Annotated in this window: 15 protein-coding genes and 1 pseudogene; 5 read left to right on the forward strand and 11 right to left on the reverse strand. The window is 34.7% G+C overall.

The features are described from left to right. The 4 genes from BZK14_RS01600 to BZK14_RS01615 all read right to left on the reverse strand — a co-directional run. The coding region (locus tag BZK14_RS01600) for an ATP-binding cassette domain-containing protein (protein ID WP_143691266.1) at positions 1-135 on the reverse strand (135 nt) is incomplete at its 3' end. After that, positions 132-815 (reverse strand): ABC transporter permease subunit, encoded by a 684-nt coding sequence (locus BZK14_RS01605; RefSeq protein WP_077924861.1) that lies wholly within the window; start codon positions 813-815, stop codon positions 132-134. The genes BZK14_RS01600 and BZK14_RS01605, both read right to left, overlap by 4 nt. Before the next feature lies 1 nt (position 816). Then, the gene (locus BZK14_RS01610) at positions 817-1,551 is read right to left on the reverse strand and encodes an amino acid ABC transporter permease (protein ID WP_077924862.1); all 735 of its coding nucleotides are present in this window, start codon (positions 1,549-1,551) and stop codon (positions 817-819) included. 80 nt (positions 1,552-1,631) lie between these two features. After that, positions 1,632-2,522: a glutamate/aspartate ABC transporter substrate-binding protein gene (locus tag BZK14_RS01615; protein WP_077924863.1), complete on the reverse strand. Its 891-nt coding sequence runs from the start codon at positions 2,520-2,522 to the stop codon at positions 1,632-1,634. 445 nt (positions 2,523-2,967) lie between these two features. On the opposite strand from BZK14_RS01615, the gene BZK14_RS01620 reads away from it, so the two are divergent. Then, positions 2,968-4,173 carry a pyridoxal-phosphate-dependent aminotransferase family protein gene (locus BZK14_RS01620; protein WP_077924864.1) on the forward strand — a complete coding sequence of 402 codons (1,206 nt, stop codon included), beginning with the start codon at positions 2,968-2,970 and terminating at the stop codon, positions 4,171-4,173. 69 nt (positions 4,174-4,242) lie between these two features. Here BZK14_RS01620 and BZK14_RS01625 read toward each other — a convergent pair whose 3' ends face one another. Then, positions 4,243-4,716, reverse strand: a complete 474-nt coding sequence (locus BZK14_RS01625; protein ID WP_077924865.1) for a Spy/CpxP family protein refolding chaperone — start codon at positions 4,714-4,716, stop codon at positions 4,243-4,245. A 162-nt stretch (positions 4,717-4,878) separates the two neighbouring features. Here BZK14_RS01625 and BZK14_RS01630 point away from each other — a divergent pair, with 162 nt between their 5' ends. Next, positions 4,879-5,565 (forward strand): response regulator, encoded by a 687-nt coding sequence (locus BZK14_RS01630; RefSeq protein WP_077924873.1) that lies wholly within the window; start codon positions 4,879-4,881, stop codon positions 5,563-5,565. Between the two features lie 3 nt (positions 5,566-5,568). Then, entirely contained in the window at positions 5,569-6,897 is a 1,329-nt protein-coding gene (locus BZK14_RS01635; RefSeq protein ID WP_245831118.1) for an ATP-binding protein, read from the forward strand. Here the strand turns inward: BZK14_RS01635 and BZK14_RS01640 are convergent. Genes BZK14_RS01640 through rsmI form a run of 5 tightly spaced genes read right to left on the reverse strand, consistent with a single transcriptional unit; the run spans position 6,878 to position 11,317 of the window. Next, complete coding sequence (locus BZK14_RS01640) at positions 6,878-7,657, reverse strand: phosphodiester glycosidase family protein (protein WP_077924866.1); 780 nt, start codon at positions 7,655-7,657, stop codon at positions 6,878-6,880. The genes BZK14_RS01635 and BZK14_RS01640 overlap by 20 nt on opposite strands. A 3-nt stretch (positions 7,658-7,660) precedes the next feature. Then, positions 7,661-8,437, reverse strand: a complete 777-nt coding sequence (locus BZK14_RS01645) for an inositol monophosphatase family protein (RefSeq protein WP_077924867.1) — start codon at positions 8,435-8,437, stop codon at positions 7,661-7,663. A gap of 15 nt (positions 8,438-8,452) precedes the next feature. Beyond that, a complete protein-coding gene (locus BZK14_RS01650) occupies positions 8,453-9,193 on the reverse strand; it encodes a beta/alpha barrel domain-containing protein (protein WP_077924868.1) in 741 nt (246 codons plus the stop codon). Further along, on the reverse strand, positions 9,193-10,443 hold the full coding sequence (locus BZK14_RS01655; protein WP_077924869.1) for an MFS transporter: 1,251 nt from the start codon (positions 10,441-10,443) through the stop codon (positions 9,193-9,195). The genes BZK14_RS01650 and BZK14_RS01655 overlap by 1 nt, the downstream gene beginning before the upstream one ends. 34 nt (positions 10,444-10,477) lie before the next feature. After that, complete coding sequence (gene rsmI / locus BZK14_RS01660) at positions 10,478-11,317, reverse strand: 16S rRNA (cytidine(1402)-2'-O)-methyltransferase (protein ID WP_077924870.1); 840 nt, start codon at positions 11,315-11,317, stop codon at positions 10,478-10,480. A gap of 53 nt (positions 11,318-11,370) precedes the next feature. Between rsmI and BZK14_RS01665 the strand changes: the two genes are divergently transcribed. Further along, positions 11,371-11,721 carry a YraN family protein gene (locus tag BZK14_RS01665; protein WP_077924871.1) on the forward strand — a complete coding sequence of 117 codons (351 nt, stop codon included), beginning with the start codon at positions 11,371-11,373 and terminating at the stop codon, positions 11,719-11,721. A gap of 12 nt (positions 11,722-11,733) precedes the next feature. Here BZK14_RS01665 and BZK14_RS01670 read toward each other — a convergent pair whose 3' ends face one another. Next, positions 11,734-13,146: a sodium:proton antiporter gene (locus tag BZK14_RS01670; protein WP_077924872.1), complete on the reverse strand. Its 1,413-nt coding sequence runs from the start codon at positions 13,144-13,146 to the stop codon at positions 11,734-11,736. 281 nt (positions 13,147-13,427) lie between these two features. Between BZK14_RS01670 and BZK14_RS01675 the strand changes: the two are divergent. Next, positions 13,428-13,855, forward strand: a pseudogene (locus BZK14_RS01675) (hypothetical protein); the annotation flags it as partial.

Consider the following 13,855-nt stretch of genomic DNA (forward strand, 5'->3'; position numbering starts at 1 on the left):
TTTTATTAAAGTGGATTTACCTGAGCCTGAAGGACCACAAACAACCACAACTTCTTTTTCTGCAATGTCTGCAGTACAATTATTCAGTACTTTAAAATTACCGTAGTATTTACCTACATTTTGGAAATGAATCATATTTTGTTCCTTGATTGAATATAACGTACGCCACTTGAAACAGAGAAGCAGATAACAAAGTAAATAAAGCCTGCAAATAAAATAAATTCAGTTTTGTAATCATTGTTATAGCCAATGATATCTGTCGCACGGAAGAAATCTGTCAAACTAATAATATAAACAAGTGATGTATCTTGGAATAAGATAATGCCTTGTGTTAGTAATAATGGCACCATATTTCTAAAAGCTTGTGGTAAAATTACATAGCGTAATGCTTGTGCACGGGTCATGCCTAATGCTAATGCGGCTGAGTTCTGTCCGCTTTTAACGCTAGAAATACCAGCTCTGATAATTTCTGAATAGTAAGCAGCTTCAAATAATGAAAAGGCAACCATTGCAAGTACTAAACGAAAGCTAGTATTAGAACCATCTAATCCAAAAACTTTCTGCATTCCGGGGCCTATAATGAGATAGAACCACATTAATACCATGATTAATGGGATTGATCGAAAGGTGTTGACATATAATGCTGCAAACCATGCAAAAGGTTTTGGCATGAATAAGCGCATAATCGCAAGTATAGTTCCCCAAATAATGCCAACAGCAACAGCAACACCTGTCACTTGTAGTGTTACCCATAACCCTTTGAGTAAGGTTGGATAAGTATCAGCCAATACAGAGAAAAAAGTATATTCACCCATATCAATGACCTCCCGAAATTAAGCCAGGAATTTTAGTTTTGACTTCAATAAAACGCATTCCCCACATCAAAAGGACGTTGATGATGATAAAAATGACCGTAATTACAATGAAAGATTCATAAGCTTTAGCTGTGTAATCATTAATCTGAGCTGCTTGGCGAGATAATTCCATTAAGCCAATAGTTTGCAATACTGCTGAGTTTTTGAAAATATTCAATAATTCAGAGGTTAATGGTGGAATTACGATGCGAAATGCTTGAGGCATAATGACATAACGATAAGCTTGTGGCAGCGTGAAGCCCATTGCTAGTGAAGCATTTTTTTGTCCACCTGCCAATGATTGTATGCCAGAACGCACTTGTTCTGCGATACGTGCTGATGTAAATAGTCCTAAACATAAAATACCTGCTGTGAGGATTTGTATATGTGGATCTAAATTTTTGATTCCTTGTCCTAGGCTCTTAGGTAATAATTCGGGCCAGACATAAAACCAAAAAAATAACTGAACAATGATTGGCACATTACGTAATGCTTCAACGTATGCGGCACCAATAAAATTTAAAAAGCGGTTTGGCAATGTTCTTAATATACCAATAATTGTTCCGCAAAAGAGTGCTAAGCACCAACTCAGTGATGACGTGATCACTGTCCATTTAAGACCTTCCAAAATCCAGTCAAAATATGTTTCTGTTCCGACCGCAGATTGGAATAGAAAACTGAAATCTAAACCAAACATCTTGAAACCCCACAAATAAGCCACCGCTCAAATGCGGTGACTTTAATATGAATCATAATTATTTTTGTTGACAGATTAGACTATTGAAATGCCTTGTCATTTGGTGTTTTGAATAATTCTGTCATTTCTTCAGAAACAGGGAATTCTAAGTTAACACCGCGAGGAGGAATCGGCTGTGTAAACCATTTATTGTATAATGCTTCTAACTCACCAGACTTTGACATTTCAGCAATTGTGAAGTCAGCAACTTCTTTAATGCCTGCGTCTCCTTTTTTGAACATACATGCGTAAGCTTCTTTACCTTGAGATGTACCTGTAACCACCCATTTTTGTGGGTCGCGAGATTTAGCGCGTTCACCATACAATAAGGAATCATCCATAACAAAGGCTGCACCACGTCCACCAGCAAGCATCATGAATGCATCGCCATGATCTTTTAAGGATTGTACTTTCATATTCATGTTATTTTTCTGATTCATCTCATTGAGAACACGTTCAGATGTTGTGCCAGCGGTTGTAATAACAACTTTATTATTTAAATCAGAAAAATCTTTGATACCAGAATCTTTATCAGTCACTAATTTAATATTAATGATGAATATAGTATTGGAGAATCCAGCCTCTTGAGCACGGCTTGTGTTATGTGTCGTAGAGCCGCACTCAATATCGATTGTGCCATTATTCACAAGTGGAATACGGTTTTGTGAAGTGATGGGTGAAAGTTTAACATTTAACTTTTTACCTAGTTTTTTTTCAATATTTTCAACAATTTTCATGCTGATATCATGAGAATAACCAATAACATTTTGGTTGTTATCATAATATGAAAAAGGTATTGATGATTCACGATGACCGACAGAAATAGTACCAGAATCATTAATTTTTTTTAATACACCAGTCAATTCTTGTGCTGAGCTGATTCCCATTAAGCATGCTGATGCAATTGCTAATCCTAATAACTGCTTTTTCATAACTTCCCCTTATTCCTTTAGTATATTGTGAGAACTTATTAAAATATCTTTTTTATAGATATCTTTTAAGTTCTTATTTTTATATTACAAATAAACTACGTTTGCAATGAAAATATGTTTTTAATTTGTAGTTTACTTTTTGGTAAAAATTATTGTATGTTATTTATTTTTTCAATATTTCGACAATATTAGTGAAAATAATCACTGTTTTTTACTAGTTTTATCATTTAGATCTCAATACTTAAATTATTTTTCATAATTGTTTGTATTAAAAGAATTTTATCATAGTATTTGGCTGCATAAAATACTAATTAAAGAGTGTTTGATTGTTTTAAATAATCCGTCCATCATTTATCTGAAAATTTAGCTAATTTGTAGCATTATTTTATGTATGAATATGATAAAACAGGAGGGGCGATTTATTTAATTAAAAAAGAGAGTGATTATGATTTCTGAATTTTATACGCCAATTCGTACAATTATGACGCCAGGGCCTGTTGAAGCTCATCCTTCTGTTTTACGCAAAATGGCAACACCAACAATTGGGCAATTTGATCCATATTTTTTGAAAATTATGGATGAAGTTAAAGAGATGATTAAAGTGCCATTTCAAACCAAAAATAAACAAGCTTTTGCTGTGGATGGTACATCACGTGCAGGGCTGGAAGCAGCTCTGATTGGTTTGATCGAAGCAGGCGATAAAGTGCTCATTCCATGTTATGGGCGATTCAGTTATTTATTAGCTGAAATTGCAGAGCGTGCTAAAGCTGAAGTGATTTATTTAGAGAAAGATTGGTATGAACCTTTTCAGCAAGAAGAGATCATTGAAGCGATTCAAAAGCATCAGCCTAAAATTGTTACGTTAGTGCATGGTGAAACTGCCAATGGACAAATGCAGGCGATTAACAAGGTAGGTAAATTTTGTCGTGAACAAGATATTTTCTTTGTGGTAGATTTTGTGGCAACTTATGGTGGTATTCCATTAGCAATTGATGATTGGTGTGTGGATATTGCGATTGCAGGTACACAAAAATGTGTGAGCGTACCATCAGGTTTGTCTTTGGTGACATATAATGATCGTGTTGAACAAGTTTTAACAGCACGTTATCAAAAAGAATTAGGGCTAAGTAAAAATATTCGTAATGATAATCACATTACTAGTAACTATTTAGATTTGAGCCAACTACAACGTTATTGGGGCGAAGAACGCATTAATCATCACACGGAAGCGACTTCTATGGTTTATGGTTTACATGAAGGATTGCGCTTATTGATTAATGAAGGTATTGAAGCTGTATGGGATCGACATGCTTTAAATAATAGGGCGATTGAGGCAGGGATTTTAGCAATGGGATTGGCGATTTATGGTAATCCTAAAACAAAGATGGCAACAGTAACTTCTATCATGGTGCCTGAAGGAATTAATTGTGATGCAGTTCGAGCAATGTTATTGAATGAATTTGGTGTTGAAATCGCAGGGTCATTTGGCTCATTGGCAGGCAAAGTTTGGCGAATTGGTAATATGGGATTCAGTAGCCGAAAAGAGAATGTATTGCATGTGTTGGCTGCATTTGAAGCAGTTTTGTTATTCCATGGTGCAAATATTAATCCTGGTGCAGCAGTTCAAGCAGCTTTAAAAGTTTATTTATAACTTTAAGTTATATTTTTGTAAGATAGCAAAAACCCGCATATTTGCGGGTTTTAATTTGTTATTTGTCTATTAGTTGTTATGTTTCATGTTGTGATTGCCACCATTCATTCGATGTTCACCTTTTTTGCCTGTCATGTGACGATTTTTTTGATGGTTTTGCATCATTTCTGAATGTTGAGCGCGTTGCTCTGGAGTTAAGATTTGATTCATGGCATGACGGTGTTTCATCTTGCGTACTGCGCGATCATCGCGTTGTTTTTGTGCTAATTGTTTAGCTTCATCTTCATTGAATTTAGGGTTATTGTAGAATTTTTCCATTTCTGCTCTGTGAGCTTCACGAGCAGCTTGATTCTCTGTACGTATATTTTCATGCAATGTTTTCATTTGAGCACGTTGTTCATCTGTTAATTTTAACTCTTGGCTCATATGATTGTATGCTTGATCATCCATATTGTGATTTTTATTACCTTGATGCATTTGTGCCATTGCTGATCCTGAGAGTGCAATCATTGCGATAACAGTTAAAGCGATTTTATTTTTCATAATACTTTCCTTTTTGTTGTTAAATGATAGATGTTTTACTGATTGAATATATCTTAAAATGTAGGATGTAAAAGAGAGTGTATCTATTGTAAATGGGCGTAAATCTTTCTCTGAAGTCAATAATTAGAGCTATAATGCGATAAAGCAAGGAGAATAATGATTATGGAACACATTTTATTGGTTGATGATGATTTACAATTACAATCTCTGATTTCAGAGCTATTAACATTTGAAGGCTTTAAAGTGGATGTCTGCAATAATGGCGAAGAATGTATTGAATATATGAAGCATACAACGCCGGATGTTTTAGTGTTAGATGTTATGATGCCTAAAAAGAATGGTTGGGATACATTGCGTGAGATCAGACAAAATAATCCATTGCTACCTGTTTTAATGTTGTCTGCTAAAGGTGATAGCATTGATCGTGTTTTAGGGCTTGAGTTGGGTGCAGATGATTATATTGGTAAACCATTTGATGATCGTGAATTAATTGCACGCATTCGTGCGCTGTTGCGCCGTGCTAACGCTGAAGATATTCCGCAAGATTCTAAAGTTATTAAAATTGATCAATTAGAATTAAATCAAACACAATTTCAAGCGACATTCGCCAATGAACCCATAGAGTTAACTTATACAGAATTTTCTCTATTGTTATATATGGTAAAAAATCGTGGGAAAGCGATCAGTCGTGATGAATTGAGTCGAGAAATTTTAGGTAAACGTCATCAAGCATTTGATCGTGTGATTGATATGCATGTGAGTAATCTTCGTAAAAAAATACCAGATCGTGAAAATGGTATGCCATGGTTTAAAACCATTCATGGTTTAGGCTATATGTTTATTGAGTAATGAATGATGCGAAAATTTTTTTCCTTATTAAGTGTACGAATCTTTTTTGTTTTTTTAATTTACTGCATTGTGGTGGTTTCTGTTGCGATTATTATTCCAACGTTGGATCAACGTAGGATTAGAGAAGTACCAACAGTAGAGAGAGAAAAAATTCAACAGCGTCTATATCGTTTATTGCGGATGAAACATGGTAATCAGGGGCGATTCATTGCTATCCCGAAAACTAGTGATCCGGAATATTTAGCGTACTCAATTGCAAGTGTTGATAATCAAGATTATAGGGAATTTATTACTGCGGTTGTGGACGAAAGTGAACCTCATCAACAGGCGATTAATGCAAATATGATTATGGGGCCATTTGAAGTTGAAAACTTGAATTATCAATTTTATTTGTTATTTCCCAAATTACCCCAATCATACTATGTTAGTCAAATGTTTAGCTCGCCATCATTGCTGATCATTATGATGATGTTTGCAAGTTTGCCCTTTATTTTTATTTTAACCTACTCTTTATATCGACCAATTTTACGATTGAAGAAAGCTTCTGAAAGGGTGGCGGAAGGCGATTGGGTCACAGATCCTCAGTTGGAGAAAGGTGCGCTAGAATTTGGTTACTTGGGGCAAAGTTTTAATAAAATGGTGGCAGCATTACAAGAAGCAGAGGCAGAAAAGAATCGTTTGTTTGGCAATATGTCACATGAATTAAGAACACCATTAACGAGAATTCGTTTAACGAATGGTATGCTACGCCGTAAAGCGGATTCATCTTTAGAACCTGATATTGACCATATTGAGCAAAATTTGATTTTAATTGAAGATCGAATTCAAGCCATGTTATCGTTATCGCGAGAATTAATTTTAAGTCGTGATAAATATGAAACAATTCATTTGCCTGATGCGCTGATTGAATTATTGGCAGAAGCTACATTTGAAGCAGATGCTAATGGAAAGATCTTGAGCTATCAGGATATTCCCAATATTCAATTATTGTTGAATGTAGAAAATTTTAGAAGTGGTATTGAAAATATTTTGAGAAATGCCATTCATTATGCGCGTCAAAAAATAGCGGTTGTATTTCATATAGAGAATAATGAGTTATGTATTATCATCTCTGATGATGGGCCAGGAGTTAAATCAGCTGATTTAGAAAAATTGTTTGAAGCTTTTTATCGATCAGAAAATACAGAGGTTCCTGATTCTAATGGAGCGGGTTTAGGATTAGCCATCGCTGGTCATATGGTCAAAAGTCATCATGGTACGATTAAAGCTAGAAATGGTGAGCTAGGTGGTCTAGAAATAGTTCTAACGTTGCCTATTGTATTGGTTCAGTAACTGCCCAAATACCTACATAAGGGCGCACATTCCAGAAAGGTGCGCCATAAATTTTGCCTTGATAATAGAGTTGTGATAACGTGCCGTCCAAATAGAGCGCATTATCACAACCTAATTTTTCTTGGAAAAATTTAGCAAAATAATAAAAATTAATAGGTTTTTGTGTAATGGAAAAATATGTTATGTGATCTTTAACGCAAACACCACTGCGATATTTTAAGCTATCTGAGGTTGAAAAAAATTTTGGGTGTAATTGGCCGTTAATAACTAGCATAGGACCCGATTGCGTAGCATCAACAATATTATATTTATTCTGTTCTTTGAGAAATTCCTCAGTTTCTAATACGTAATGTTGTCCAGATTGATCTATGAAAAATACACCGTTAGGGATGAGTGAAAAGTTTCCTATTGCATCTTTGCGTGTTACTTGATTCAGCACTTGTAATCTTTCGCCATTTTCAACATGCCAACCTAGTGGTGTTTGATCTCGTCCATATATTCCCGAGTTTGTTGCAAAAAGAACCTGTTTTTTTTGTTTTGCTAATGTTTTGGTCAACCCATTGAATGATTGATAAGCCTGATCAGTATTGGGTTGTTTCCAAAACAATTGCAAATGATCATCTTGGGAAACTTCCGCAACTACAAAATCAACTTGATGATATGTCACTTCTCTAATATCTAAGGCAAAAGAGAGATTGTGTATCGCTAAAAAGCTGATGAATATATTTATAGTAGTGTAGCGGCGCTTCCAGTTATGCATAGATTATCTAGCTTGATGAATGGATTGTAATAAAGGTTTTAGTAGTTTAGGTGATGCAAATGCAATATTTTCTGAGCTTAAATCAACTTCATTACCTTGGAAATCTGCAGCTAAAGCACCACTTTCTAAGGCAATTAAAACTGCGGCGAAGTGATCGCATGCATTAAATTCTGTTAACCAAGCAGCTGATGCTTTGCCTTCTGCTAAATCGCAAATTGCTAATGCTGGATCCCCAACAACACGAACGCCCATAGATAGATGGTGTAAGTGGGATGTCATTAATGCATATTCTTTTGTTAAGGATTTATCATTAGTCATTAATAATGAATCTGACAGTTTGCCGCTATGCTTTGGTAGGCGCATTCGGATATCATTGACAGTGGCACCTTCATTTTTAACTGCCATATATTCTTTTTGTGAAATAGGCATATAAATATATGCAGCTGTAAGTTTATCATCAACCATGTAAGCAACAGAAACAGCAAAGTCAGAATTACCTCCTAGGAAATTTGATTTACCGACGATACCACTTACATACCAATATGATCTATTATTGGCTTTACCATGCACACCATCACACTTTGTTTCTACTGTATGATCAGGATAAGCATATAAGATTTCTTTTGCAATTTCAGATTCAATTTGTTTATAGAAAATTGTAAAACGCTCAGTTTCTTCACGCTGAGATTGACTGAGTTTTGCAGTTTGTTCAAAAATTTGGTTGATTAAACGGCTAACTTTTGAAACGCTTTTCTGTGCAATTGTTAATTGTGGGTTCATAAAACTCTCAAACTATTAAGATAAAATATCGTGGTTTTCTTTTAAAATCTCTAAAATAGAGCTTTCTAAATTTGGGCCACTTAAACGAAAATGCGAAGCGTCAACCCATGATGTGCCAAAGCGATTGATAACTTCTTCCAGATATTGTGAAGCTTCTGAAAAGCTATTATTGTTTGTTTGTATATGAATGCCAACATTTGGGTTCATATCTTGGATAACATGTAGAATCATTTGTACCATTGTTAATGTAACTTGTTGGCGATTACGGCCAGAAGTTGTTTTAATAAAATCCATACTACTTCGTACAGCTAATTCTGAAGCTTTTCTAATCCATTTAGCATCTTGTAATATGCCTGCTTCAATGGTTAATTTTAAAGGATAATCGCCTGCAACATCTCGTAATTTAGTTAAAAATTGTAAGCAGAGCCCTGCTTGGCGATTGACCAATGCTTGATAAGGAAATACTAAATCAATTTCATCTGTACCTGCAGCGATTGCTGCTTTCATTTCTTGTGTAGCATTATATGTATTAAAATCCCCATTAGGGTAATTAATAATGGTTGAGATGATAGGGCAATCTTCACCTAGAGTTTCTTTGATCGGAACTACATGCTGAGCAAAAGTTGTAATAGAGGCAATTTTACCTAAAGCATGAATATCTGATGTAAGTTTATTGCCATCAAAATTTAGATATAGATAGGGCATGTCAATAAGACCTATCATTTTTTGTGCAACTTTAAATTTTAATTCTTCCATTAAGCAATCACTTCGTCGGTTGTTTCTGTGTTCGATTGTTTGGTAGGTTTAATTGGGTTTTGCATTGGCCATGCAATCACAAACCATAAGGCAGTGAGTAAAAATGTGAGATAAAAGACGTATTGTACACCGAAATATCCACTAATGACTGAACCTAGCATGCCACCAATAGAAGCACCTAGAAACTGAGATGAGGAGAAGATCCCCATAATTGTACCGCGATAATTTTGGTCTGCAAATCTTGACATTAAAGAAGGCTGAGATGCTTCCATGATATTAAAGCCAAAGAAAAACAATGCAAGGCTAATGATGATTAGCCAACGGCTGCCATCAGCAGAAATTAACATGAATAGATAAGAGGCCGCTAATAGGATGATTGCAAACAAAAATAAAATTCTATGCTTGTAAAATTTCTCTGCTAAACCTACAAAAATAAACATTACAATGATAGAAACAAAAAATGTTGCTGTGTAATAGAATGCGGAGGAAACGGTAGAGATTTCTAATTGTTTAAAGAGAATGGGTAATGTTGCAAATGTCATTGTGAGTAGTAAGTGCAGCATAAAGGCACCAAAGTATAAGCGCACAACATTGTTTTCTTTGAAAGCGATTTGTGCAAGCTCTTTAAAGCTTTCTTTATGATGATCGGCTTTAGGAGGGATAGGAATTTCTGGAATATATTTAATGGTTACATAAATGCCAGCCAATCCTAGAAGTGCACATAATCCAAAAATACCATAGCCTTTTGCTAGATAATAAATGATTGGCGCTATGGAAATTGCAATACCAAAAGTTAAACCAATACTAACGCCGATAAAAGCCATAACTTTCGAGCGAATTTGTTCTCTTGTTAAATCAGTTGCCATTGCTAATACAACTGCAGATACAGCGCCAGAACCTTGGATAATTCTACCTAAGATCGCGATATAAATATTAGAGGTAAAAACTAATACTAAACTACCTAAAGTAAATAACGCTAATCCAACAATTAAAGCTGGCTTTCTACCAATTTTATCAGAAACAATACCAAAAATGGGTTGTAGTAATATTTGAGTAATGGCATAACTGGCAAAAACAAGCCCTGTTAATACTGGTGTGGAACCTTCTAAACTTTGGCTGTATGTAACTAGGATGGGTAATATAATAAAAATGCCAAGCATTCTGATAGAGAAAAGTCCCGCTAATTTAGCTGTTAGACCTTTTTCGTCCGTTGTAAATTTAGAACTTGTATTAACAGATGATTCCAACATTATTAACTCTCTATTCCTTAAATATCACAGTTGATTATACGTTATTTTGTATTGTGAGTGCAGTTTGATAAATATGGTTTTTAGATAGTTTAGTGATTTTTGTGGCGATATTAACTGCTTGTTTAAGGGGTAGCTCTGCCAATAAAATAACTAATAATTCATTTAAATCAATTGTATCTGAAGTTTCAGAGTCGATATTTGCACCTTCAATAACTACTACATATTCGCCGCGTTGCTCATCTATATGTTCTTGGTAGTGGGCTAAAAGCTCTTCTAAAGTATTGGATAAATAACTTTCATAGTGTTTGGTCATTTCTCTGCCAATGAATGCATAGCGAGTTTCACCGAATATTGAGATTGCATCTTTAAGCATTTCAATAATTCTGTGGCTGGATTCATAGAAAATAAGTGTGCGAGGATCTTTTTTTAAAATTTCCATTTTACTTTTACGGCCAGAGGATTTAGCGGGTAAGAAACCTTCAAAACTAAATCGATCGGTAGCAATTCCAGAAACGGATAGTGCTGTAATAAGAGCGCTAACGCCTGGAATAGGAATAACTTTTTGTTCGTGTTCACGTAGTGCTCGTACTACTTTAAATCCTGGATCAGAGATTAGTGGTGTACCTGCATCAGAGATAATAGCAATAGATTGATTATTATTTAATAAGGAAAGGATTTCGTCGATGCGATCAGTTTCATTGTGGTCATGTAAAGAACGCATTGGTGTTGTAATATTAAAAAGTTGCATCAATTTTGCAGAGTGTCTTGTATCTTCAGCGAAGATTAAATCGACAGTTTTTAAAGTTTCAATAGCGCGTGAAGACCAGTCCTCAATGTTACCAATGGGGGTCGCTACGACGTAACAAGTTGACATAGAGCTCTCTGATTCATAAAGTTAAGGTTTATGATTATACAGGAAATCAGTCAATGAGCGAACCGCAAATAATAGGCACATGGGGTGAAAATTTGGCGCGTGAATATTTGGAGTCTCAGGGCTTACATTTTGTGATGAGGAATTATCTTTGTAAAATGGGAGAGATTGATTTAATCATGCAAGATAATCAGACACTGATTTTTGTAGAGGTTCGTGTACGAAATACGAAATTACATGGTAATCCGTTAGAAAGTATTACAGTGCAAAAACAGCGTAAAGTTAGAAAAACAGCAGAGCGATATTTACAACAAGTGAATCATCAAGGCGGTGCGAGAATAGATGTTATTGGGATTGATACATCTATGGCACCACCTGTGATTACATGGGTGGAAAATGCTTTCTAAATTTTAAATAGATTACATTAAAAAGATGATATTTAGCAAAATGTAGATAGGGAGTAATGTTCCGATTGCAATTAAGGCATAGCCAAAAAATGTTGGCATTTTAACGCCTTGTTGTTCAGCAATGCTTTTGATCATAAAGTTCGGAGCATTAGCGATATAGGTGAGTGGTCCTGTAAAGACTGTTGCCATAGATATTGTTAATAATGTTGTCGGGATGACATTCATTAAATACTGAGCACCATCAGGATTATCACCAATTGCCATTTTAAAGAATACAAGGTATGTCGGTGCATTATCTAAGAAGGCAGATAATGTTGCTGTAATCCAGAAATAAACAACATTGATTGGTGCGCCTGTTTCATCATGTGCAAAACCCATAAGAAATTGTGTGGTAGGGTGGTTAGGAGATTGCAATATCAAAATAACTGGTGTGATGGTAAAAAAGATGCCTAAGAATATTTTTGCAACTTCTAATATGGGGGCCCAGTTGAAATGATTCTCTTGACGCAACGTTTTAGGTGTGAATTTCAAAGAGATAAATATAACGATTAAAAATGTGATATCTCTAAAAATATTTTCTAGTGCAACATCTGTGTTATGGACTTTAAAATATACATTTGGATTCCAAAAGCCAGAAATAATAATGCCTGCTAAGATAATACCTATTAAAATAAAATTAAACTGCCCTTTAATAACAATATGATTGGCCTTTAAAGGTTGTGTTGAGATATTTTCTTTTTCAAATAATTTACTGTCGATTAAGTAAAAGAGCATTAGTAAGATGCCTGAAGTGATAATGACAGGTAGCAGCATGTATTGTAGTGTCCAAAAGAAGCTAACACCTTCTAGAAAACCTAAGAATAATGGTGGATCTCCTAGTGGTGTTAAGCCTCCGCCAATATTAGCGACTAAGAATATGAAGAAAATAATAACGTGGACTTTATATTGTCTATTTTGGTTTGCTTGTAAAATTGGACGAATTAATAACATTGATGCACCTGTCGTTCCCATAATAGATGCCAGTATGGTGCCAATGAGTAAAATAGTAACGTTAAGCGCGGGGCTAGGTGCGAATGTGCCAGAAATTTGAATCCCGCTAGATACAACATATAAAGTTAGTAAAAGAAGTATGAAGGGGATATATTCGGATGAAACAGTATGAGTGAAAATTGAAACGCTAATGGGCGCACCAAAATTAATCAATAATGGAATAAAGAAGGCAACTCCCCAAGCAAAAGTAATTTTGCCATAGTGGTTTAACCATAGTTTTGGTGTGAGTAGTGGTAGAAATGCAATAGATGCTATCAGTCCAATGAAGGGAATGGTATATAAGATAGATAAGGATGAGCCATCAATGCTAGATGACGCAAAAGAAGTTTGGAATAAACTTTGTGTCAATAAAATAATCAATAAAAAAATGCGCATTACACCCTCTAAAAAATGATGTATCAAATGAGATTTGAATTTGGTGGAAAACCAGAATACGCTATATCAGAGTGATAAAAACCGTGATTCAGTCAAATAAAGATGCTAATTGTTAATACTTTACCAAATAATTATATATGATTGGAAATAAGTTTCGTAATAAGTATTGTATATAAAATGGTCTAACATAGATCGTCAGATTTTTTATTAGTAGTTTATACTAGATGTCACATTAAATTTAATATTAGCAATATTTAATTTGTTTTCATAAAGGCTTTACAATGAAATATAAAATAGTTTTTCGGGGAAAATTTAACTCGGAGGTAGATCAAGCGGATATTCTCGAAAATTTATCAGAATTATTTGATGAGTCTAAAGATGATATTTATGAGCAGTTTTTTTTATCTAAAGATAAAACACAAATATTAATTTCAGGATTAAATAATGAAGATGCTATAGAGTATAAAGAAGCCTTAGCTGAAGCTGGCGTAGAAGCTGATATTGATATAGATTTAGACTTTGAGGATTTTGAAGATCTTTCATTAGGTGGTGGCCTTGATTCCACTGTAGCTTCTAAAGAAACATTAGGTAAGCCAGATCCTGAAATTGTATCTCCACAGGTGGCAACAAAACAGAATATTCGCCATCAGTTTTTGGAACCTCAAGAATTTACCTTAATGGTGGATAATGGCGATGTTGAAAGTAATGA

Origin of the sequence: Wohlfahrtiimonas larvae (genome assembly GCF_002006755.1) — a bacterium.
GTDB lineage: Bacteria > Pseudomonadota > Gammaproteobacteria > Cardiobacteriales > Wohlfahrtiimonadaceae > Wohlfahrtiimonas > Wohlfahrtiimonas larvae.

Excerpts from the sequence above, each read along its gene's own strand:
- BZK14_RS01665 (WP_077924871.1), top strand. The coding sequence starts at position 11,371 with ATGAGCGAACCGCAAATAATAGGCACATGGGGTGAAAATTTGGCGCGT.
- BZK14_RS01625 (WP_077924865.1), bottom strand. The coding sequence starts at position 4,716 with ATGAAAAATAAAATCGCTTTAACTGTTATCGCAATGATTGCACTCTCA.
- BZK14_RS01635 (WP_245831118.1), top strand. The coding sequence starts at position 5,569 with ATGATGCGAAAATTTTTTTCCTTATTAAGTGTACGAATCTTTTTTGTT.
- BZK14_RS01645 (WP_077924867.1), bottom strand. The coding sequence starts at position 8,437 with ATGAACCCACAATTAACAATTGCACAGAAAAGCGTTTCAAAAGTTAGC.
- rsmI (WP_077924870.1), bottom strand. The coding sequence starts at position 11,317 with ATGTCAACTTGTTACGTCGTAGCGACCCCCATTGGTAACATTGAGGAC.
- BZK14_RS01670 (WP_077924872.1), bottom strand. The coding sequence starts at position 13,146 with ATGCGCATTTTTTTATTGATTATTTTATTGACACAAAGTTTATTCCAA.
- BZK14_RS01640 (WP_077924866.1), bottom strand. The coding sequence starts at position 7,657 with ATGCATAACTGGAAGCGCCGCTACACTACTATAAATATATTCATCAGC.
- BZK14_RS01650 (WP_077924868.1), bottom strand. The coding sequence starts at position 9,193 with ATGGAAGAATTAAAATTTAAAGTTGCACAAAAAATGATAGGTCTTATT.
- BZK14_RS01630 (WP_077924873.1), top strand. The coding sequence starts at position 4,879 with ATGGAACACATTTTATTGGTTGATGATGATTTACAATTACAATCTCTG.
- BZK14_RS01615 (WP_077924863.1), bottom strand. The coding sequence starts at position 2,522 with ATGAAAAAGCAGTTATTAGGATTAGCAATTGCATCAGCATGCTTAATG.
- BZK14_RS01610 (WP_077924862.1), bottom strand. The coding sequence starts at position 1,551 with ATGTTTGGTTTAGATTTCAGTTTTCTATTCCAATCTGCGGTCGGAACA.
- BZK14_RS01655 (WP_077924869.1), bottom strand. The coding sequence starts at position 10,443 with ATGTTGGAATCATCTGTTAATACAAGTTCTAAATTTACAACGGACGAA.
- BZK14_RS01605 (WP_077924861.1), bottom strand. The coding sequence starts at position 815 with ATGGGTGAATATACTTTTTTCTCTGTATTGGCTGATACTTATCCAACC.
- BZK14_RS01620 (WP_077924864.1), top strand. The coding sequence starts at position 2,968 with ATGATTTCTGAATTTTATACGCCAATTCGTACAATTATGACGCCAGGG.